Raw genomic sequence first — 19844 nt, forward strand, 5'->3', positions numbered from 1 at the left:
ATTTATGGTATATATACAGGTAAAATTAAAAGAAGTATATAAATGAAAGAGGTCGAATTCAGTTGGAAAATAACTCTTCGAATTTTATTAAAAATATTATAAAAGATGACCTAGAGTCCGGAAAACATGATCATGTCATAACCCGCTTCCCTCCTGAGCCGAACGGATATTTACATATCGGGCATGCCAAATCAATCATTTTGAATTTTGGGGTGGCTGATGATTTCAATGGGAAAACCAACCTTCGTTTCGATGATACGAATCCATTGAAAGAGGATATTGAGTTTGTAAACTCCATTAAGGAAGATGTAAAATGGCTCGGTTACGACTGGGATAACCTTTTCTTCGCTTCCGACTATTTTGATGAAATGTATAAAAGAGCTGTGCTGCTCATCAATAAAGGGCTGGCATATGTGGACGACCTTAATGCCGACCAAATCCGTGAATATCGCGGAACGCTGACAGAGCCGGGAAAAGACAGCCCCTACCGCAATAGAACCGTCGAGGAAAACCTTGAACTATTTGAAAAGATGCGCAGCGGCGAATTCGAAAACGGCACAAAAGTATTGCGTGCAAAAATCGATATGAGCTCACCTAACATTAATTTGCGTGATCCCGTCATATACCGTATCTCCCATACTGAACACCATAATACCGGCAACAAATGGTGCATCTACCCAATGTATGCCTTTGCCCACCCGATTGAAGATGCCATCGAGGGAGTCACACACTCCATTTGTACGCTTGAGTTCGAAGATCAACGCCCTCTTTATGACTGGATCGTTGAGAATTGTGAAATGGAAAGCAAACCAAAGCAATATGAATTTGGCCGTCTTAACCTGACCAACACAGTAATGAGCAAGCGAAAACTGAAGCAGCTTGTCGATGAGGGCTTCGTGGACGGTTGGGACGATCCGCGGATGCCTACTGTTTCAGGCTTGCGGAGACGCGGGTATACACCCGAAGCGATTCGTGCATTCTGCCAAGAGATAGGTGTCGCCAAAACAAGCGGTATCGTAGATTCTCAAATGCTTGATCATTTCGTGCGGGAAGACTTAAAGCTGAAGGCTCCACGGACTATGGCCATCCTGAACCCGCTTAAAGTGGTCATCACCAACTATCCGGAAGGCGAGATAGAGTGGCTGGATGCTGAGATCAATCCGGAAGTACCGGAAATGGGTACACGCCAAATCCCGTTTTCACGTGAAATATATATCGAACAGGACGATTTCATGGAAAACCCGCCGAAAAAGTATTTCCGACTTTTCCCGGGCAATGAAGTCCGTTTGAAGCATGCTTATTTCATTAAATGTGAAGAAGTGATTAAGGACGAAGCCGGTAACGTCATTGAACTTCGCTGCACATACGATATTGAAACGAAAAGCGGATCGGGCTTCACTGGCCGTAAAGTGAAAGGTACATTGCACTGGGTCGAAGCTTCACAAGCGGTTTCAGCAGAATTCCGCAACTTTCAGCCTTTAATCTTGGATAAGGAAAATGATGAAGAGGAAGAAAAATCATTCCTGGACCGGGTAAACCCTGATTCTATCGAAATTTTACAAGGATTTGTCGAGCCTAACATGAAAGATGCTAAGCCTCAGGATAAATTCCAATTCTTCAGGCATGGCTATTATAATGTTGATTCAAAACTCACTGCGGCCGATCACTTGGTCTTCAACCAAATCGTCGGATTGAAAAGTTCATTCAAGTTATAGAATCACGAAAAAGAACCAGATTCCTAGAGGATCTGGTTCTTTTCATTTATCATTTTTTCTCGTATAGCTTGATCCCTTGTTTGGAAAGGGCTTGTTTAAGAGTACTATGTGTCGAAACCTGACTAAAATCAAGGCCTAACTGAATCGATGTCTGGGCCACTTCAGGTCGAATCCCGGAAATGGTCGATTGAATGCCTAACAGGTTCAGGGTACTTATCAATTGATAGATTTGTTGGGCAACCATCGTATCCAAAAGGGAGACTCCTGATAAATCGATGAATAAGTGGGTGATATTTTTGCTAATGCATTTGCTTGGAGCCCCATTCAAAATTTCCTTTGCCCGATAGGTATCGATTTCACCGATTAACGGCAATACCGCAATGGCATCAACAATGGGAATGACAGGTGCGCCCAGTTCATTAATCAGCTCCTGTTGAGCTGACAATCGTTCTTTTGTCAAAAGGTAATACTGCTCGGTGAACTCACGGTTCAATTGATCGAAGGCACGATTAATAAGCCGGCTCCACCGGATGATTATTTCTTTCGTTATCTTCGTATCCATGAGCATATAATCAGTGATGAATGCCCAATATATTTCACGCACCTTATTAAGCGCTTCCAACACTTCGTGAATGGGGGTGTCCGATTCAACCCTGCTCTTCGCGACAAGTGTGGCCCACTGCTCCATCGTTTCCATAAAAGCAGTTTCATCTTCAAGTAAAGCACTTGTCACTGTCTTGATGGTCCATGTATTCTGTTCCCTAAGCAGCTTTTCGATTTCCTCATTAGAATCTATTGAATAGATCGACCCAGACTGCTTTTCCCTTAAAGCCAGCCAGTTTTCCGTAATCTTAGACGAGTTATCAAGGATATATCGATATAAATTTTCATCTATTTTATCCATTTGTGTTCCCCTATCTCCCTAGTTATTTCATTTTGAATAGTATTAATAAATCTCCATATCCCGCTTTCTCCATTTCATTTCTGGGGATGAATCGAAGGGCCGCAGAGTTTATGCAATATCTCGTGCCTTTAGGACTTGGACCATCGGGAAAAACATGTCCAAGGTGTGAATCGGCATCCCTGCTGCGCACCTCGGTCCGGGTCATTCGGTGGCTGAGATCCATTTTTTCATTGACACTTGCCGACATGATGGGCTTCGTGAAGCTTGGCCACCCACAACCGCTATCATATTTATCCCGCGAACTGAATAGGGGCTCCCCAGAAACGACATCCACATAAATGCCTTCTTCAAAGTGATCCCAATAAGCATTATCGAAAGGCGGCTCCGTGCCATTTTCCTGGGTGACATGAAACTGACTCTCCGTTAAGGTCTTTCTAAGGTGTGCATTATCCTTAGGCCAATTTTCTTTAATGAAAGCATCCCGTCCTGAGCCTTTACGGTACAATGCATAGCGAAATTGATTTTTCCGATAGAATTCTTGATGATATTCCTCAGCGGCGTAAAATTCCCCCGAGGGTAGAATACCCGTAACAATAGGTTTCTTAAACCGCCCGCTCATCATTAAATCTTCCCTCGATTGTTCTGCCTCCCGTTTCTGACGTTCATTAAGATAGAAAATGGCTGCCTTGTATTGCTTTCCCCTATCCGAGAACTGTCCATTATCATCTGTTGGATCGATTTGCTGCCAGAATATCTCTAATAACGTTTTATAGGAAATGATTGATGGATCGAATACCACTTGAACCGCTTCAACATGATCAGTCGCACCGGTAATCACTTGTTTATAACTTGGAGCGGCAAAATCACCGCCTGTATAACCTGATGTCACTGAAATGATACCGTCCATTTCATCAAAGGGAGCAACCATGCACCAAAAGCAGCCTCCTGCAAAGATAGCTGTTTCTTTTCCATCCATCGTCATCCTAAAACTCCCCTTTCACTCCTGTCATTTTATGTATTATATATCAGCAAGCCAAGCACCTTCAAATTCAAAAACTCTACCTTGCGTAACAAATATAAAAGAGGCACTTAGGAGTAAACCCAAGTGCCCTTTTGTGTTAAATCCGTTATTTAAAGTATCACACTTACAATGATCGCTGATAGGATGCTGACAAGAGTCGCACCATATAACAGCTTCAAGCCGAAACGGGCTACAACATTTCCCTGTTTTTCATGAAGTCCTTTGACTGCACCGGCAATGATACCAATTGATGAGAAATTGGCGAATGAAACCAAGAAAACCGAAACGATCCCTATCGTCCTTTCGCTCAAGGCAGCTGATGCTTCCCCTAAGCTCAGCATGGCAACGAATTCATTGGTTACCAGTTTCGTCGCCATGATTCCGCCAGCAGTCACGGTTTCTGAAATCGGTATACCCATGATAAAGGCAAACGGCGCAAAGATATACCCCATGATGTCTTGGAAGCTGATGCCGAAAATCATGTCGAATATGCTGTTGATCCCGGCGATTAAAGCAACGAAACCAATTAACATCGCCGCTACAGTGATGGCAACCTTGAACCCATCCATGATATATTCCCCAAGCATTTCGAAGAAAGACTGCTTCTCTGCCCCTTCTTCAACAGGGAGAATATCCTCTGCATCCGTTACGGTATAAGGATTGATAATGGATGCGATGATAAATCCACCAAACATGTTAATAACAATGGCCGTCACAACGTACTTTGGTTCAATCATCGTCATATAAGCACCGACAATCGACATCGATACAGTTGACATGGCTGATGCACAAAGCGTATACATGCGAGATGGCGGAATGGCACCGAGTTGTTTTTTCAAGGTTATGAAAACCTCGGATTGGCCTACTATTGCTGATGCAACCGCATTGTAAGATTCCAATTTACCCATCCCATTCACCTTACTTAGAACGAATCCAATCCACTTCATGATGAACGGAAGGATTTTGAAGTGCTGTAAAATCCCGATTAATGCGGAGATGAATACGATAGGAAGAAGGACATTTAAAAAGAAGGGCGATGCTCCTTCATTTACGATCCCGCCAAATACAAAGGTGATCCCTTCATTTGCCCATTCCAAAAGTTTTCCGAAACCATCGGCAATTGAATTGATGATCACTAAGCCAAACTTCGTGTTTAATAATAAATAAGTTAAAACAAGCTGAATGACCAACATGAGGATGATCGGTTTTATTTTAACTTTCTTCCGGTCACTGCTGACTAAGATAGCTAGTCCAAAAACAATAAGCAGTCCTAAAATTGCAATCAGAAATTTCATATATTCTGCCTCCACTAAGGGTGAATTTAATGTTCGTGCATTAATAGTAGGATACCCTCAAATAATTTATGCAAACGTTTTCTCTTTCATCCAAAATACATGTACGTACCTCTCCAGAAGTCTATATTAAACTAATATTTTTTTTAGTGCAATTATTATTTCCCTTTTTAAAATAACAATTAGTGACAATAATGGGTTTCGTGAATTAAAAAAGAAGGCTCCACTTCGAAAGGAACCTTCTCTTGCCTAAATAATATCGACTATTCAGGCAGCTGTTTTTCTGGATATCACCGTTGTCGCTAATCCAGTGACTCCAATTACAAAGATGATGATGGATGCGGCCAAGCCACCTGCCCCTTGATAAAAGTCGATGAATTTCCCAGCAAAAGAGTCTCTGCCTTGGAAACCGCCGCCGCTTGGCATTTCTCCTGGAGTTCCGGAACCATTAGGCACCCCCCTTGTGGAGTGCCCTGCGTATCATTAGTTGCCGTTTCCGTCGATGAATCATCTGTCTCCGTTCTGCTACTAACCGATTCCTCCGTATCCGATTCTGTTGTATTGCGGTAGGCATGCTGCCCCATCACCGCCTGTCGATTCATGGGCTCATTGCCGCTGCCATCCACATACATCATGATCCCGATGACTGCTTGGGCCATTAAGAGGACCGGAACCCATATTCCAACCAAAAAGTGTAACCCACCAAGTCTTTTCATCAATGATTCTCCTCCGAAAATAAATGTATTTATAAGATGATTATCTAAAAAGACCCTTAATTTTTCCTTAAGCAGCAAGGAAGAAAGTAAGGGTCTTTTTCGTATTGGATGGCAGCTAATTTTTCCTTTGATTTCTCGGAAAAGTGATTTCAAAACGGGTCCGTTCATTCTGCTCACTTGTAACCTTGATGTTCCCTTGATGTGTGTTTACAATCCATTTGGCTATGGATAGACCTAAGCCAGAGCCTTCGTTTTCCGAACGGGATTGCTCCACTTGGTAAAAACGGTTAAAAATCAAGGGGAGTTCTTCCTGTGGAATGCCTATTCCATTATCTTCTACAGTAAGAATGATGGATGAAGCATTCTTGATGCAGGATAGGGAAATTTCCCCGCCTTCCTCGGTGAATTTCATGGCATTATCCACCAAGATCACCAATAGCTGATGAATTCTCTCTTTATCCCCATGAAACACTACCTGTTCGGGAGCATGGCTAATGATTGATTTCTCTTGAAAAGAAGCTATATCCGTATACTGTTCCACGATATCCATAAGTAGATCATCAAGGAAAAAGTTCGATTTCTTAACCTCCATTTGATTCGAATCCGTTCTGGTCAAGGTCAAAAGTCCGCTAACAAGCTTATTCAATCGGCGGACTTCTTTCGAAATGATGGATATATCAACGGCTTTTTCCTCGATTGTCGCGTTAGGTGATTGAAATAGCAAATCAGCCCGCGATTGAATGACAGCAAGCGGCGTTCGAATTTCATGCGAAGCATCCGAGACAAACTGCTGCTGCTGATCCCAGGATTTCTTGACCGGGATCAAGGCCCGTCCTGCCAGAAGATAACCAGCGCCCACCGCCACTAGACTTCCAATTCCTCCACCAACGAACAATATGAGCAGCAAGCGATCGAGCATATCCTTTTCTGTATCCACATTCCTGATGAATTGTACGGCCATCTGTCCATACCCCGTATCGACCTGGGTGGAAAGGGCCCGATACGTGTATCCATTCACTGAAATTTCTTCAATGTCATCAAAAGTTTTAGGGAAAAATTTTTGTTCATTGACCTTAAAAAAATTATCTACACTCAGTCTTGGCTCAATGATCGTATCATCCGGCCCCCAAACGATGACGCTTGGCCCCGGTCCTAAGAGAAACTCACCTTGCGGACGTCCGCCTGGCATGCCGCCATTATTGAAATCCCGGTAATCCTTTATAAGTGAATCATTGACATCCTTATAGATCTGGTCTTCCGTATAGAAATAAATCGTTCTGCTTAATATGGCTATTAAGACAATAAAGACGATAGAATTCAATATTGTTAGTTGAAGCCTTGTTTTTTGGAACATAATGATCCCCTTATGGTTGTTTTAGCATATAACCAATACCCCGAACGGTTTGAATATCTTTATGATAATTGAAAGGTTCCAATTTTTTTCTAAGTTGATGGATGAACACTTCCACAATGGCAATCGTCGTATCTGAATCAAACCCCCAAATGCGGTCGAAAATCTGCTCACGGGTCAATATTTTCCCATTATTTTGAATCAGGTATTCCAGTAATTCAAACTGTTTCAAGGTCATTTTAATGACCTTTCCATCAACCAAAATATCCTTTTCTTTTTCCAACAGTTCAATATTGCGGTATTTCACATGCTGTTCTAGCGAAATAATGCCACTCCTTCGAAGCAGGGCACGAATCCTGGCCTTAAGTTCCGGTGCCTGAAACGGCTTGACTAAATAATCATCGCCACCCATTTCCAACCCTCTGACACGATCCTCAAGTGCATCTTTTGCCGTCAAAAACAAGACACTTGTATCTATTTTTGCTTCCCTGATTTTCCGTACGATTTCAAATCCATCGATTCCCGGAAGCATTACATCCAAAATGATGATATCGTAAATACTTTGTTGAGCCATGAATAGCCCATCTTCCCCATTATCCGCTGTATCGACTTCATATTCATCCGTCAAAATCTGTCGGATCGACTCTAATAATGAAACATTATCTTCTACCACCAAAACCTTCATGCAGGGTACCTCCCAACCGCCTCAATTGTGATATATGTTGATTTTATCCTTTTTCATATGCAAAAGAAAGCGGGCTTTTAATGCCTGCTTCCTTTCAAAATGGTATGTTCATTCGTGACGCAGTGCCTGGATTGGATTTAATTTGGATGCCTTATTGGCGGGAAATACACCAAACATTATCCCGATTAAAATGGAAAATAAAAAGGCAAACAATGTCACCGTCCATGAATAACTAATCGTTAAACTTGAAAAAGTTGAAATCAATTTTGCGATTCCCAAGCCAATTCCAACTCCCAACAGTCCCCCGAAGCAGCTCAGGACCATCGCTTCAATTAAGAACTGAAGAAGAATCGACTTCCGATTTGCTCCAATTGCTTTCCTAATCCCGATTTCCTTTGTCCTCTCCGAGACGGAAACCAACATGATATTCATGATCCCGATTCCGCCTACCAGTAACGAAATACTGGCAATACCGCCAAGCATGAGTGTGAATGTGTCCGATACAGAGCTCATTGTATCCATCAGATCTTCTTGATTGGACACCGAGTAGTTATCACTCTGTTCTGGGAATGATGTAGTCATCGCACCTTGTACCTGGTACATTGCCCTATCCATGATATTCTCGTTCTCCGCTTTTAAATAGACGGTTCCGATTGTCGTGCTGCCTATAGCCCTTTCGGCAGTGGTGATAGGTGCAATGATGACATCATCCCCGCTCGATCCCATTGAGGTGCCTACCGATTTCAGGACACCGATCACGCGATAGGAAACACCGCCGATAAGCACGTTCTGGTCCACGGCTTTTTGATTTTCAAAAAGCGTGGTGGCTGTATCCGACCCCAGGACAACGACCTTGGAGCGTAATTCCGTTTCCATATCCGTCAAAAACCGGCCTTGACTGAGCTCTAGATCCCTGACTGATAAGTAGGAAGAAGTTGCACCGGTCATTGAAACCTGCGCCGTAGCTTCTCCGTTCTTGGCATAAACGCGTCCAGTGACCACAGGCGCCACTTCCGATATCCCGCTCAGCTCTTTAAACTGTTCAATTGTATCATCGGTCAGCTCCACGGAGTCGGTATCCGTGACACTTACCGTTATCAGGTTCGTTCCCAGACTATTGATTTCATCCTGAACGGACTGTGAAGAACCCTGCCCAATCGAAACCAGAACGATTACGGAGGCAACTCCAATTATGATCCCAAGCATGGTTAAAAATGCTCTGACTTTATTGGTTTTGATACTGCGTATAGCCATCTTCATTGATTCGCTCAGATTCAATCCAATCACCCCCGTTTTCAAATAGCTGACCATCCTGTATCCGGACGATACGAGTCGCTTCTTTAGCCACTTCCAAGTCATGGGTTATAAGTATGATTGTTTGTCCCTTCCCGTTCAATTCTTTCAGCATCTGCAGAACTTCTTTACTCGTTTTACTATCAAGCGCCCCCGTCGGCTCATCCGCCAATAAAACGGGAGGATTACCGGCAAGTGCCCTTGCAATCGCAACTCTTTGCTGCTGTCCACCCGACAGTTGGGTCGGCAGATGATTCTTCCGGTCACCAAGGCCCACCATATCAAGGCACGCATTGGCCACTTCTCTTCTTTCCTTCACGCTTGCCCCTCTATAAACCAGGGGAAGTTCGACATTCTCCAACGCTGTCAGTTTTGCCAACAGGTTGAAATTTTGAAAGATGAACCCTATTTTAATATTACGAATGCCAGCTAACTCATTATCCTTCATCTTTTCCACTTCTTTACCATCAAGAAGATATTCACCTATGTCAGGCTTATCAAGGCAGCCAATCATATTCATGAACGTCGATTTCCCTGACCCAGAAGGACCGATGATCGAAATGAAATCGCCTTTATCGATTGTAAGACAGACATCCTGAAGTGCCTTGACCGTTTCACCGCCTAATTCAAATGATTTAGACATGTTCTTAATTTTTATGATGGGTTTCGCCATTTTACTGACCTCCCTTTCCACTCGGCATTCCGCCACCGTTTGGCATCCCGCCGCTTGGCATTCCGCTGCCGCTCTGCATTCTTATCTCGCCTCCTTGGCCTCCCCTCATTCCTTCGCCGCCGCTGCCAGTGGAGCTTTCATTGATGGTGATAGGCAAGGAAACAAACTGTCCCTCTTCAAGCCCTGAAGTTATTTCAATATATCTATCGTTGCTGATTCCAGTCTCAACCACTTTCTTTGTACTGGCAGCTCCTTCAGTTGTACCGGATTGTTGTATATTCACATATTTCTCTTCCCCGTCGATTTGGACTGCTTCAATCGGAACATATAAGGCATCTTTTACACTATTCGTCAAAATGCTTACTTCAGTCGACATCCCAATTTTTATATCGCCGGGTTTGTCAATTTTGATAGTGACATCGAATGAAGAAACTCCATTCTCATATGTACCTTCCTTTGCTACACTGGTTACTTCCCCTGTAAACTTTTCATCTTCAAAGGCACTGGCTTTAATATCAGCCGTTTGTCCTTTTTTAACACTTGGAACATCCAATTCATCAACACTGATCGTGGTTTTCAATTTTTTATAATCCGTGACATGTGCCAACACCTCACTGCTCGATACACGATCCCCTTCTTCAACTTCCATTGTTGTAACGGTACCATCGAATGGGGCCGTTATCGGGTCACTTCCATCCGTGAAGGTAATAAGTTCATCACCTTTCTCAACCAATTCATTCTTCTCTACAAGGACTTCGTCCACTTCACCCGTTACGGAAGATGTAATGTCCTCACTATTGATTGCGGCGACCGATCCGGAACCGCTTATTTGCACTTCAAGATCTCCCTTTTCAACTGTAGCCGCCACCGATTTCGCAATGACAGGCTCAGCATTGTCCTTCATGAAAAACCAAACGCTTCCCCCAATCGCCAGCACTAAAACCGTACCTATCACCAACAACTTTTTCATCACTTTTCTCCTTTCAGGTTTCCTTCGTTGAAACCAGTATCGTGAAAGAAGCTTAACTTTTCCTTAATGGTTTTGCTTGTGCGTAAAAAGAAAAAACTATGTCGAACGAAAAAAACTTTAATTTCAGCATTTAAATTTACAATATATTCTGAAAAATATATACTGATACTGTTATCGGAAATTGGTAATGAAAACCAAATCAATAATGATGAAGGGGGAACCAACTTGGCATCAAACGATTCAATCGCTAAGGAAACCGAGGTAAGCGCTTCCGCGGACTACACCAAGATCGTCCAATCACAATCTTTTCAAGAACTCTTAAGGAAAAAACGCAATTTCATCGTCCCGCTATCCATCTTTTTCATGGTCTTTTATTTCACCCTACCCATACTAACTTCCTATTCTAAAGTTCTTAACTCAATTGCCTTCGGGGCTATCAGCTGGGCCTGGATTTTTGCCTTCGCCCAATTTATCATGACCTGGACTTTATGCATCCTCTATTCCAGAAAAGCTGCGACATTTGACCAATTAGTAGAAAAAATCGTTAAAGAAGCGAAAGGATAAAAGGTGAATTCACAATGAATATTCTTGCTTTTATATTATTTCTTATCATTGTCGGACTAACATTGGTCATTACCTATTTTGCTTCACGGCGCACCAAAACGACCGCGGACTTTTATACGGCGGACAGCAGCCTCACTGGCTGGCAGAATGGCTGGGCCATTGCGGGAGATTATATGTCCGCCGCCTCATTTTTGGGAATAGCCGGCATGGTCGCACTCTCTGGATTTGATGGTTTTTTCTATAGCATAGGTTTTCTGGTTGCGTACCTGGTCGTTCTTTATATCGTGGCCGAACCGCTTCGTAACCTTGGCAAGTATACATTGGCGGACATGATCGCTGCCCGTTTCAATGAAAAGAAAGTACGCGGGGTTGCTGCCCTTAACACCATTTCGATTTCAACCTTTTATATGATCGCCCAATTAGTCGGTGCAGGTGCCCTTATAAAACTCTTACTTGGAATTGATTATCTTTACTCCGTCATCATTGTAGGTATTTTAATGACCGTATACGTCGTATTCGGCGGTATGACGGCCACCAGTTGGGTCCAAATCGTTAAAGCCGTTTTATTGATGGCAGGTACATTCATCATCTCCATCATCGTGTTGGCGAAATTCGACTTTAGCGTAATCGAGATGTTCAGGCAGATGAAAACAGCCACCCCTTTGGGCGGGGATTTCCTTAACCCCGGTAATAAATTCAAGGATCCTTTGGATACTTTATCCCTTAATTTAGCGCTTGTACTCGGTACGGCTGGACTACCTCACATTCTCATCCGTTTCTTTACGGTGAAAGACGCCATCACAGCCCGAAAGTCCGTGGTATATGCCACTTGGATCATTGGCATCTTTTATATAATGACCATTTTCCTCGGCTTTGGAGCGGCAGCCTTTGTTGGTTATGACAAGATCATAGCCGCGAATGCGGCCGGCAATATGGCTGCTCCGCTGCTTGCGGAAGCCATTGGGGGAGACTTCCTGTTCGCCTTTGTCTCTGCAGTTGCTTTCGCTACCATTTTAGCGGTTGTGGCAGGTCTCGTTCTATCGGCAGCATCTGCTTTTGCCCATGACTTCTATGGCCACATCATCCGGAAAGGTAAAGCCACCGACAAAGAACAAGTCGTTGCTGCTCGTTGGGCATCCATCGGAGTATCCATCCTTTCCATCATCCTGGCCTTATTTGCCCAAAACATGAATGTCGCCTTCCTTGTTTCACTCGCCTTTGCCGTCGCTGCCAGTGCCAATCTGCCCATCATTGTCTTCACGGTATTCTGGAAACGTTTTAACACGACTGGGGCTGTAACAGGCATGTTAGTTGGACTGGTCAGTTCTTTATTGCTTGTATTCCTAAGTCCCAATGTCTGGTCTCCGGTGGAGGGAGCGGCAATATTCGTTGGGGAACCATTATTCCCACTTGCCAACCCAGGCATCATCTCCATCCCGATTGGTTTTATCGCAGCCATCGCCGGAACACTTCTGTCAAGCAAGAAAGCTGATGCCAAAAAATTCGACGAAATTTTGGTTACTGCCAACACCGGGATGAAAGATCCTATATAAACTAGATTCATTATTATTTTAAAATATTAAAAAGAGAAAGGAGAGCAGACTTCGGCCTGCTCTCCTTTCTCTTTATTCAGAACATATTCATCAGGAAGATTCCCGTTAACTTCTCAATCTTACCTTCCTTCTATTGTACTTAGTTACTAACTGGTTCATGACTTCTGCAAAGATCAGTCCCATCGCAATGGCACCAGCCAGCATGAAAACTTTGGCTGCCAGCTGAACGGCGACATAAAAATCATTTCCGACAAAGTGCTTCATCGCATCATACGACAAACCTCCAGGCACGAGGGGGATGATTCCCGATACATTGAAAATCGTGATCGGCGTTTTATACCTTTTAGCAAAATACTGGCTGATGACCGCAACGATAAATGCAGACGCTAATGTTGCAATGATGCTGTTTATCTCATTTTCAACCAGAGCATAGTATAAGATCCACCCCAACATCCCTACGAAACCACATTGAAACAATGAATTCTTTGGTACATTGAAGATGACTCCAAAGGCGGCTGAGGCAATGAAACTTGTAATAAGCTGTGCAATCATCATTCTTCCTCCCCTAAAATCATAAGAAAACAAACGCGGCCGATATTCCTGCCCCAATGGCTAAAGCAGTCAAACCAGCATCCGCACCCTTGGATAGACCCGAAACCAAATGCCCTGCAATTAAATCCCTGGCTGCATTCGTTATTAATAGCCCTGGCACAAGCGGCATCACCGCTCCGATGATTATCGTGTCCAAATTACTCCCTACTCCAATCTGGACAAAGAACAAAGCTACTAATCCTACGACTAAAGAGGCGATGAATTCAGCAAAAAAACGGACTTCCAGTAACCAGTGCAAATAAAGCAGGCATGAGAATCCCATTCCTCCAGCTATGCAGGACCAGATGAAATCATTCCACTGTCCTTGGAACATGATTAAAAAGCAGCCGCTCGCTATAAATGCAGCAAAGACCTGCACCCACATGGGATACCCCATCCCGGCCTTTTCGATTTGTTTTAACCGTATATATGCTTCCTCCGGTGTCATTTCCTTGCTGGAAATGCTTCGGGATATACTATTAACCAGCGTCACCTTATGTAAATCTGTAGATCGTTGGGAAACCCGGATCAATTTTGAAGCTGGGTGCATGCCATCCAGCGAAAAAATAATTCCAGTAGGGGTTGAAAAACTGTGTGATTCACCGCACCCAAATGCTGCAGCGATTCTAACCATCGTATCTTCCACCCTTGATGTTTCCGCTCCGTTCTGAAGCATGATTTTCCCCGCAAGTAAACATACATCTATAATTTCATTGTATGGTAAACGATCATCCATTTTATCCTCTCCATTACTTCCTGCATGAGTTTCGCTCAATAACAGATAAATGATCACACCAATTTAAATCCACCTCATAATAGCCCAATTCCTATGAAAAGGATATATAAATATTACCTATTTAATTTATCAATTCCATTAACCTTCACTACTATCCCCTAATACCAGTATTCCCCTTATTCCATGCCGAAACCATTTAGTTAGAAGAAAATTCAATTATATCCATAATTAAAAGGAGTGCAGACACGGTCACTGCATCCCCCTTTTCCTATCCTGTACGACTATACTCCCTTTTGAATGAAGCAATTCACGGTTTCATTAAACAAATCGCTTTCTTCCATGAACGGACAATGGCAACTATCTTCAAAGATTACTAGTTTGGAATTCGGAATGTTTTTATGCAAGTGTTCCCCAGCTGCTACAGGAATGACTTTTTCATGCCTTCCAAAACAGAGAAGTGTAGGTACATTGATTGCTGGCAAGAAGTCACGATAGTCCACAATCGATTGGTCAAATAGAATGCTGCCAGCAATGGATTCCGGCATTTTGGTCACTTCCCCAAGCATCCAGCCTGCATCCTCTGCAGATAATTCATTATTGAACATGGAAGCAAGGAATTTATTCAAAAATGGGGTACGATTCGTTTGAATTTCTGTCATGAAGGCAATCAACGTTTCCATATCAAATGCACCGATATGAAAATCGGGCCACTTAAAATCAGAGGCCAATTCATCCACGATCACAGTTGAATGAACATTTCCCTCACCGAATTGCTTAAGATAATCCCAAACGACAAATGCCCCCATCGACCAGCCTACAAGTATGACATCCTTTAATCCCAGTTCACCTATGAACGCATGAAGATCTTTTGCATAAATGGAGACCGTATTTCCGTAATGTACATGATTTGACTGGCCATGACTTCTTAAATCAAGCAATATCGTTCTATATTTTCCTGAAAAGTACGGCAGCTGCCTTTTAAAGAACCGGCTGCTCATCCACACACCATGGATAAAGATAATCGGTCTCCCCTGGCCCTTTTCTTCATAAAATAACCGAACGCCTTCTTCCACCTCAACAAATGCCATTCTATCCCTCCTTCTCGATATTTTCACCATCCATCCCCCATTATTATTTATTGCCTTTATTCTTTTAACATTCCTTCCTATAAAAAAATATTGTCAAACCCGATTTTAGAGTTGATAATGAAGTATATTTTTATTGATATCTTCATCCTGAAAGGACGGAATTTAAATGAAGAGCTTTATCAAAAACTATCGATCCTCTTTAATACTGCTCACTGCCATCATTATCGGTGGGATAGCGGGCGTGGTTTTCGGGGAGAAAACCTCGATCATACAGCCGCTAGGGGACTTATTCTTAAATCTGATGTTCACGATCATCGTGCCATTGGTATTTTTCAGCATTGCTTCAGCGATTGCCAATATGAGCGGAATGAAGCGTCTCGGAAAAATCATGGGAAGTATCGTTCTCGTTTTCCTGACAACAGCCGCTTTAGCAGCCGTCATTGGATTTATTGGGACAACCATCGTCAATCCGTTGGAGGGCACTGATACGACAGCCATTAAAGAACTGATGGAAAACAGTTCCCCTGAAGAGACCATCGAAGAAGTTTCCTTCTTCAGTCAACTGGTCAGCACTGTAACCGTTTCCGACTTTCCAGAACTGTTCTCCAGAAGCAATATGCTTCAGCTTATCGTTTTCTCAGTATTAATCGGACTTTCCACTGCACTGGCTGGTGAGAAAGCAAGACCGATTACTGAGTTTTTGACAGCAGGTACAGCTGTCATGATGAAGGTCGTCAAAATCGTCATGTACTATGCGCCAATTGGACTTGGTGCTTATTTTGCGGCGATTATCGGGCAGCTTGGGCCTCAGATTTTAGAAGGATATGCTCGCACTTTCATTCTTTATCTAGTCTTGGCCATGATTTATTATTTCGGCTTCTTCACTTTGTATGCCTTTATCGCCGGCGGGAAAGATGGAGTTAAACTATTTTGGAAAAATGCCCTGACACCATCCATTACAGCCATCGCAACTTGTTCAAGTGCCGCGTCCATTCCAGTCAACCTGGAATCAGTCAAGAAAATGGGCGTGCCTAAGGATATAGCGGAGACTGTCATCCCACTCGGAGCCAACACTCATAAAGATGGTTCGGTATTCGGCGGTGTATTGAAAATCGTTTTCCTATTCAGCTTATTTGGAAAGGATATGACAAGCATTTCAAGCATTTTAAGTATACTTGCTGTTGCCTTTTTGGTTGGAGCTGTTATGGGTGCCATTCCTGGGGGAGGCATGATTGGGGAAATGTTGATTCTTAGCGTATTCGGTTTCCCTGTGGAAGTCCTGCCTATCATTGCCGTTATATCCACGATCATCGATGCTCCCGCTACATTGCTTAACTCAACAGGAAACACGGTTTGTGCCATGCTTGTCACAAGGCTTGTTGAGGGGAAAAACTGGTTAAAACAAGCTTTCGTTAAAGAAAACTCAGCCGTATGATTCTTATGACTGACTGGCTCCTGGTTAAAACAGGGGCCAGTTTTTTCATTTTCACGACTTTTGACAAGGGGTTCCTTCCCCTTGCATAGAATTAAAGATTGAAGGAGGGAATGGAATGTTAATGAAATGCCTACCTGCGGCAATCCTTATCACGGGACTATCCTATATTTTTCTTATACCGGAAGAGCCTTTGATCATAAAAATACTGTTCAAGGTACTCCCCATGTTATTGATTTTGCTCTACGCCCGCACTAATGTAGGAAGACGGGGGCATTACCAATCCTTAATCCTTCTTGGTTTATTCTTTTGCATGCTTGGAGATGGTTTGTTGATTTGGTTCGTCATCGGGCTTTCCGCCTTCTTGATCGGCCACCTTTTCTATATTTCGGCATTCTTTGGACGATGGAACTTTTCATGGCTCCGATTTGCGACGATTCTTCCGATTAGCATTTACTCCACTTGGATTAGCCGTGAAATGCTGCATTCATTAATCGAAAAAGGTGAACATAACCTCATCATCCCTGTGATCTGCTATGTAACGGTCATCTCCCTTATGGGCTGGGCAGCATTTATGACCGGCAATGCGGCCGCAATCATCGGCGGGCTCCTTTTCATGATTTCAGACTCCATTTTATCTTGGAACAAGTTTATCGATGATGTTGCCTTTTCAGGTCCACTGATCATGCTTACCTACTATGCAGCACAGTTTTGCATCGCTAACAGCATTCGCAGGAAACCTTCCTTTCATGTATCGAGAGGTTTGAAAAGTGAACGGCCTATCCAGTGAATCTAATGTCCAATCGTTCCACATGAAACATTTTCATTATAAAAAAGGCATTCACAGTTCTGCTTGAACTGTGGACGCCTTATCTTATCCTTTAATTTTCTTAATGAAGACTACTTTTAAATAATTCCCTTCCTTATACTCAGGAATTGTTTTAAAATCAGCCGGCAATGAGAATTGTTCCATGATTTCATACTTTCCATTCATTTCCTTGAAAGCAACATCAATGAAGTTCTTGAATTTTTTCATGTCGAACGTACTGCAATTAGTTGAGGCGATAATCACCCCGTTGTCTTCCGTAATGGAAATGGTATCCTTCAGTAGATTCGTATAGTCTTTTCCGGCACTGAAAGTAAACTTCTTCGATTTGGCAAAACTAGGCGGATCAAGGATGACCATTTCAAATTTCAAGGCTTTCTTCACCGCATATTTAAAATACTTGAAAACATCCATCACCACGATATTGTGATCTTCAGGATCTATGCCATTCACACTGAACTGCTCGATCGTCTTTGGTAAACTTCGATTCGCCAGGTCGACACTCGTTGTTTTAACAGCACCGCCTAAAGCGGCAAACACGGAGAATGCTCCCGTATAGGAGAACATATTCAAAACCGTTTTCCCTTTTGCGTATTCATCGCGGATTTTCCGTCTGACATCGCGTTGATCAAGGAAGACACCGACCATTGCGCCATCATTCAGATAAACAGCAAAATGGACTCCATTTTCCTTTACAAGAAGCGGAAATTCCGGCTGTTCGCCCATGACAAAATCGTCTTCATCCACGTACTGTCCCTTTGTATCAAAGCGTTTCTTCTGATAAATCGATTTGACCTCGACCGTTTCCTGCAATGCCTTAATGATGTAGTCCTTAAAGGAATATATTCCTTTGCTATACCAGCTAATGACATAATGGCCATCATAATGATCAATGATTAAACCGCCAATTCCATCACCTTCCCCATTAAACAAGCGGAAAGCTGTAGTCTCCCCATCTTCAAAAAAAGACTTTCGGAATTCATATGCAGCCTGGATTTTTCCGTTAAAGAAGGATTGATCGATCTTTTCATTCTCTCTTCGGGTCAATATCCAGCCATAGCCCTTATTCTGTATGCCATAATATCCTTTTGCCAGAAAGCGGTTGTTCTCATCCACCAAGCGCACCAAGGATCCCTCTTCCTGAAGGTCATTAAGATTGGCTATCGACTCTTTAACAATCAAGGGAAAACCCTTGCTGATTTTACTCACGAACTTAGCTTTCACTTTTATATCGATTTCTTTTCCCATCTATATCATCCTATCTTTGCAAATGCTTTCCTCCCCATTTTACCCTAATCCCCTTATAAATAAAAACCAGCCCGGTTCCTTAACCTGGCTGGTTTCCAAGAAAACTTTGATTATGAAACTTCCAAATGAAGATCGCCTGGCTTAACTTTACCCATCATCTTCAATACGCGATGTAAGGCAAGCGTGATCACAGCTGGCAATACCATCCCCACTGCCACATAAACCAAGAACGTGTATAGCCCCTGACCGGTTATGATGGCAATAGGGGCAATCATTGAACTTAACCCCATGCCTCCAAGCTCATACGGCACTTGAAAATCAAATGCCAAGGTAGCGATAGGCGCACAGATGATTGCCGCCACAAAAGGCGGAACTACATATAATGGTTTTTTGATCAGGTTAGGAAATTGAACTTTTGGCGTAACGACCATCTGTGCCAGGAACCCGCCCATATCATTATCTTTATAAGACATGACAGTGAACCCGACAAACTGAACCGTACATCCGATTAGGGCTGCAGCACTGGAAACGGGATCCAATTGCAGGGCGATCGCCAATGCGGCGGAAGACGCCGGTGTCATCAATAAAATGCTCCATACCAAGGCTATGACCATGGAACCGATTAATGGGGAACCCTCGACCGCAGCGGTAGTTTGACTGCTTATCCATGTTAGGAGCGGAGTGGTGACAAGAGCCAGGCCATATCCCGAAACTCCACCGACAAGAACGGCACCCATTGGGATGGCCATGATGTCCAACTTCGTTTTGCCGATTATGCGCTTACCTATATATGTTGCAATCACCGCTGCCAAGACAGCACTTAGCGGCTGGCCCGTAACAATCGTGAAGGCACCCTCAGCCGTTTTGTGAATGGCAGCACCTCCAACAGCACTTGAAGCCATGGCGCTAAAAATAATTAATGAATTCCCTCCTAGCTGATAGGCGATTCCTGCTCCTAAAGCTGGTGCCAGCAAGACCTTCGCGGCCCCGCCTATTGCCAGAAAGACCTCCCAACCTAAATATCCCCCTATGGATTCAAACAATAACCCGATCCCTAATGTAACCAAAACAGCGTTAGCTATCCCCGTTGATGCCTTGTACATTCGATCGCTGATGTATTCTTTCCTGCTCACTATATCTCCACTCCTTATTAATTATCAGAATATTCAATTTATGAAAATCGAAA

At 43.2% G+C, this 19844-nt stretch carries 19 protein-coding genes; 5 read left to right on the forward strand and 14 right to left on the reverse strand.

All coding sequences use genetic code 11. The annotated features are described in order from the left end of the window. Window positions 1–62: 62 nt before the first annotated feature. A complete protein-coding gene (locus AC1DVB_RS01580; protein ID WP_057278240.1) occupies window positions 63–1715 on the forward strand; it encodes a glutamine--tRNA ligase/YqeY domain fusion protein in 1653 nt (550 codons plus the stop codon). Window positions 1716–1764: 49 nt separating this feature from the next. Here AC1DVB_RS01580 and AC1DVB_RS01585 read toward each other — a convergent pair whose 3' ends face one another. From AC1DVB_RS01585 to AC1DVB_RS01625, 9 genes are all read right to left on the reverse strand, one after another. Then, window positions 1765–2619 carry an STAS domain-containing protein gene (locus AC1DVB_RS01585; protein ID WP_095678780.1) on the reverse strand — a complete coding sequence of 285 codons (855 nt, stop codon included), beginning with the start codon at window positions 2617–2619 and terminating at the stop codon, window positions 1765–1767. 22 nt (window positions 2620–2641) lie between these two features. Then, complete coding sequence (gene msrB / locus AC1DVB_RS01590; protein ID WP_057278242.1) at window positions 2642–3601, reverse strand: peptide-methionine (R)-S-oxide reductase MsrB; 960 nt, start codon at window positions 3599–3601, stop codon at window positions 2642–2644. Window positions 3602–3750: 149 nt separating this feature from the next. Further along, on the reverse strand, window positions 3751–4935 hold the full coding sequence (locus AC1DVB_RS01595; protein WP_095678782.1) for a NupC/NupG family nucleoside CNT transporter: 1185 nt from the start codon (window positions 4933–4935) through the stop codon (window positions 3751–3753). 317 nt (window positions 4936–5252) lie between these two features. Then, entirely contained in the window at window positions 5253–5648 is a 396-nt protein-coding gene (locus AC1DVB_RS01600) for a hypothetical protein (RefSeq protein WP_239859873.1), read from the reverse strand. Between the two features lie 115 nt (window positions 5649–5763). Further along, window positions 5764–7002, reverse strand: coding sequence for a sensor histidine kinase (locus tag AC1DVB_RS01605; protein WP_057278245.1), 1239 nt, complete (start codon window positions 7000–7002; stop codon window positions 5764–5766). A gap of 10 nt (window positions 7003–7012) precedes the next feature. After that, the gene (locus AC1DVB_RS01610; RefSeq protein ID WP_057278246.1) at window positions 7013–7684 is read right to left on the reverse strand and encodes a response regulator transcription factor; all 672 of its coding nucleotides are present in this window, start codon (window positions 7682–7684) and stop codon (window positions 7013–7015) included. Between the two features lie 108 nt (window positions 7685–7792). Continuing rightward, entirely contained in the window at window positions 7793–8962 is a 1170-nt protein-coding gene (locus AC1DVB_RS01615) for an ABC transporter permease (protein ID WP_230134512.1), read from the reverse strand. Continuing rightward, entirely contained in the window at window positions 8910–9650 is a 741-nt protein-coding gene (locus AC1DVB_RS01620) for an ABC transporter ATP-binding protein (RefSeq protein ID WP_477587883.1), read from the reverse strand. Before AC1DVB_RS01620 ends, AC1DVB_RS01615 begins: the two co-directional genes overlap by 53 nt. A 1-nt stretch (window position 9651) precedes the next feature. Next, window positions 9652–10620, reverse strand: a complete 969-nt coding sequence (locus tag AC1DVB_RS01625; protein ID WP_477587885.1) for an efflux RND transporter periplasmic adaptor subunit — start codon at window positions 10618–10620, stop codon at window positions 9652–9654. A 225-nt stretch (window positions 10621–10845) separates the two neighbouring features. Here AC1DVB_RS01625 and AC1DVB_RS01630 point away from each other — a divergent pair, with 225 nt between their 5' ends. Both AC1DVB_RS01630 and AC1DVB_RS01635 read left to right on the forward strand, forming a co-directional pair. Continuing rightward, window positions 10846–11184, forward strand: a complete 339-nt coding sequence (locus tag AC1DVB_RS01630; protein WP_052137556.1) for a DUF485 domain-containing protein — start codon at window positions 10846–10848, stop codon at window positions 11182–11184. A gap of 14 nt (window positions 11185–11198) precedes the next feature. Next, the gene (locus tag AC1DVB_RS01635) at window positions 11199–12737 is read left to right on the forward strand and encodes a solute symporter family protein (protein ID WP_057278248.1); all 1539 of its coding nucleotides are present in this window, start codon (window positions 11199–11201) and stop codon (window positions 12735–12737) included. Window positions 12738–12842: 105 nt separating this feature from the next. Here the strand turns inward: AC1DVB_RS01635 and AC1DVB_RS01640 are convergent, their stop codons facing one another. From AC1DVB_RS01640 to AC1DVB_RS01650, 3 genes are all read right to left on the reverse strand, one after another. Continuing rightward, a complete protein-coding gene (locus tag AC1DVB_RS01640; RefSeq protein ID WP_170946900.1) occupies window positions 12843–13292 on the reverse strand; it encodes a threonine/serine exporter family protein in 450 nt (149 codons plus the stop codon). Window positions 13293–13308: 16 nt separating this feature from the next. After that, entirely contained in the window at window positions 13309–14064 is a 756-nt protein-coding gene (locus AC1DVB_RS01645; protein WP_095678811.1) for a threonine/serine exporter family protein, read from the reverse strand. Window positions 14065–14345: 281 nt separating this feature from the next. Beyond that, a complete protein-coding gene (locus AC1DVB_RS01650; RefSeq protein WP_057278250.1) occupies window positions 14346–15152 on the reverse strand; it encodes an alpha/beta fold hydrolase in 807 nt (268 codons plus the stop codon). 166 nt (window positions 15153–15318) lie between these two features. Between AC1DVB_RS01650 and AC1DVB_RS01655 the strand changes: the two genes are divergently transcribed. Together AC1DVB_RS01655 and AC1DVB_RS01660 are read left to right on the forward strand one after the other, a co-directional pair. Then, the gene (locus AC1DVB_RS01655) at window positions 15319–16587 is read left to right on the forward strand and encodes a dicarboxylate/amino acid:cation symporter (protein WP_057278251.1); all 1269 of its coding nucleotides are present in this window, start codon (window positions 15319–15321) and stop codon (window positions 16585–16587) included. A gap of 115 nt (window positions 16588–16702) precedes the next feature. After that, window positions 16703–17374, forward strand: a complete 672-nt coding sequence (locus tag AC1DVB_RS01660) for a lysoplasmalogenase (RefSeq protein WP_057278252.1) — start codon at window positions 16703–16705, stop codon at window positions 17372–17374. 84 nt (window positions 17375–17458) lie between these two features. Here AC1DVB_RS01660 and AC1DVB_RS01665 read toward each other — a convergent pair whose 3' ends face one another. Next, on the reverse strand, window positions 17459–18658 hold the full coding sequence (locus AC1DVB_RS01665; protein ID WP_057278253.1) for a class I SAM-dependent rRNA methyltransferase: 1200 nt from the start codon (window positions 18656–18658) through the stop codon (window positions 17459–17461). A 110-nt stretch (window positions 18659–18768) separates the two neighbouring features. Continuing rightward, window positions 18769–19761, reverse strand: coding sequence for a PTS sugar transporter subunit IIC (locus AC1DVB_RS01670; protein WP_048685684.1), 993 nt, complete (start codon window positions 19759–19761; stop codon window positions 18769–18771). Window positions 19762–19844: the final 83 nt, after the last annotated feature.

It is taken from the genome of Peribacillus sp. P4_D6 (genome assembly GCF_056401795.1).

What these genes read in the sequence shown, in the direction of transcription:
- AC1DVB_RS01585 (WP_095678780.1), bottom strand. Translation starts at nt 2,619, where the DNA reads ATGGATAAAATAGATGAAAATTTATATCGATATATCCTTGATAACTCG.
- msrB (WP_057278242.1), bottom strand. Translation starts at nt 3,601, where the DNA reads ATGACGATGGATGGAAAAGAAACAGCTATCTTTGCAGGAGGCTGCTTT.
- AC1DVB_RS01595 (WP_095678782.1), bottom strand. Translation starts at nt 4,935, where the DNA reads ATGAAATTTCTGATTGCAATTTTAGGACTGCTTATTGTTTTTGGACTA.
- AC1DVB_RS01600 (WP_239859873.1), bottom strand. Translation starts at nt 5,648, where the DNA reads ATGAAAAGACTTGGTGGGTTACACTTTTTGGTTGGAATATGGGTTCCG.
- AC1DVB_RS01605 (WP_057278245.1), bottom strand. Translation starts at nt 7,002, where the DNA reads ATGTTCCAAAAAACAAGGCTTCAACTAACAATATTGAATTCTATCGTC.
- AC1DVB_RS01610 (WP_057278246.1), bottom strand. Translation starts at nt 7,684, where the DNA reads ATGAAGGTTTTGGTGGTAGAAGATAATGTTTCATTATTAGAGTCGATC.
- AC1DVB_RS01620 (WP_477587883.1), bottom strand. Translation starts at nt 9,650, where the DNA reads ATGGCGAAACCCATCATAAAAATTAAGAACATGTCTAAATCATTTGAA.
- AC1DVB_RS01625 (WP_477587885.1), bottom strand. Translation starts at nt 10,620, where the DNA reads ATGAAAAAGTTGTTGGTGATAGGTACGGTTTTAGTGCTGGCGATTGGG.
- AC1DVB_RS01635 (WP_057278248.1), top strand. Translation starts at nt 11,199, where the DNA reads ATGAATATTCTTGCTTTTATATTATTTCTTATCATTGTCGGACTAACA.
- AC1DVB_RS01640 (WP_170946900.1), bottom strand. Translation starts at nt 13,292, where the DNA reads ATGATGATTGCACAGCTTATTACAAGTTTCATTGCCTCAGCCGCCTTT.
- AC1DVB_RS01645 (WP_095678811.1), bottom strand. Translation starts at nt 14,064, where the DNA reads ATGGATGATCGTTTACCATACAATGAAATTATAGATGTATGTTTACTT.
- AC1DVB_RS01650 (WP_057278250.1), bottom strand. Translation starts at nt 15,152, where the DNA reads ATGGCATTTGTTGAGGTGGAAGAAGGCGTTCGGTTATTTTATGAAGAA.
- AC1DVB_RS01655 (WP_057278251.1), top strand. Translation starts at nt 15,319, where the DNA reads ATGAAGAGCTTTATCAAAAACTATCGATCCTCTTTAATACTGCTCACT.
- AC1DVB_RS01660 (WP_057278252.1), top strand. Translation starts at nt 16,703, where the DNA reads ATGTTAATGAAATGCCTACCTGCGGCAATCCTTATCACGGGACTATCC.
- AC1DVB_RS01665 (WP_057278253.1), bottom strand. Translation starts at nt 18,658, where the DNA reads ATGGGAAAAGAAATCGATATAAAAGTGAAAGCTAAGTTCGTGAGTAAA.
- AC1DVB_RS01670 (WP_048685684.1), bottom strand. Translation starts at nt 19,761, where the DNA reads ATGTACAAGGCATCAACGGGGATAGCTAACGCTGTTTTGGTTACATTA.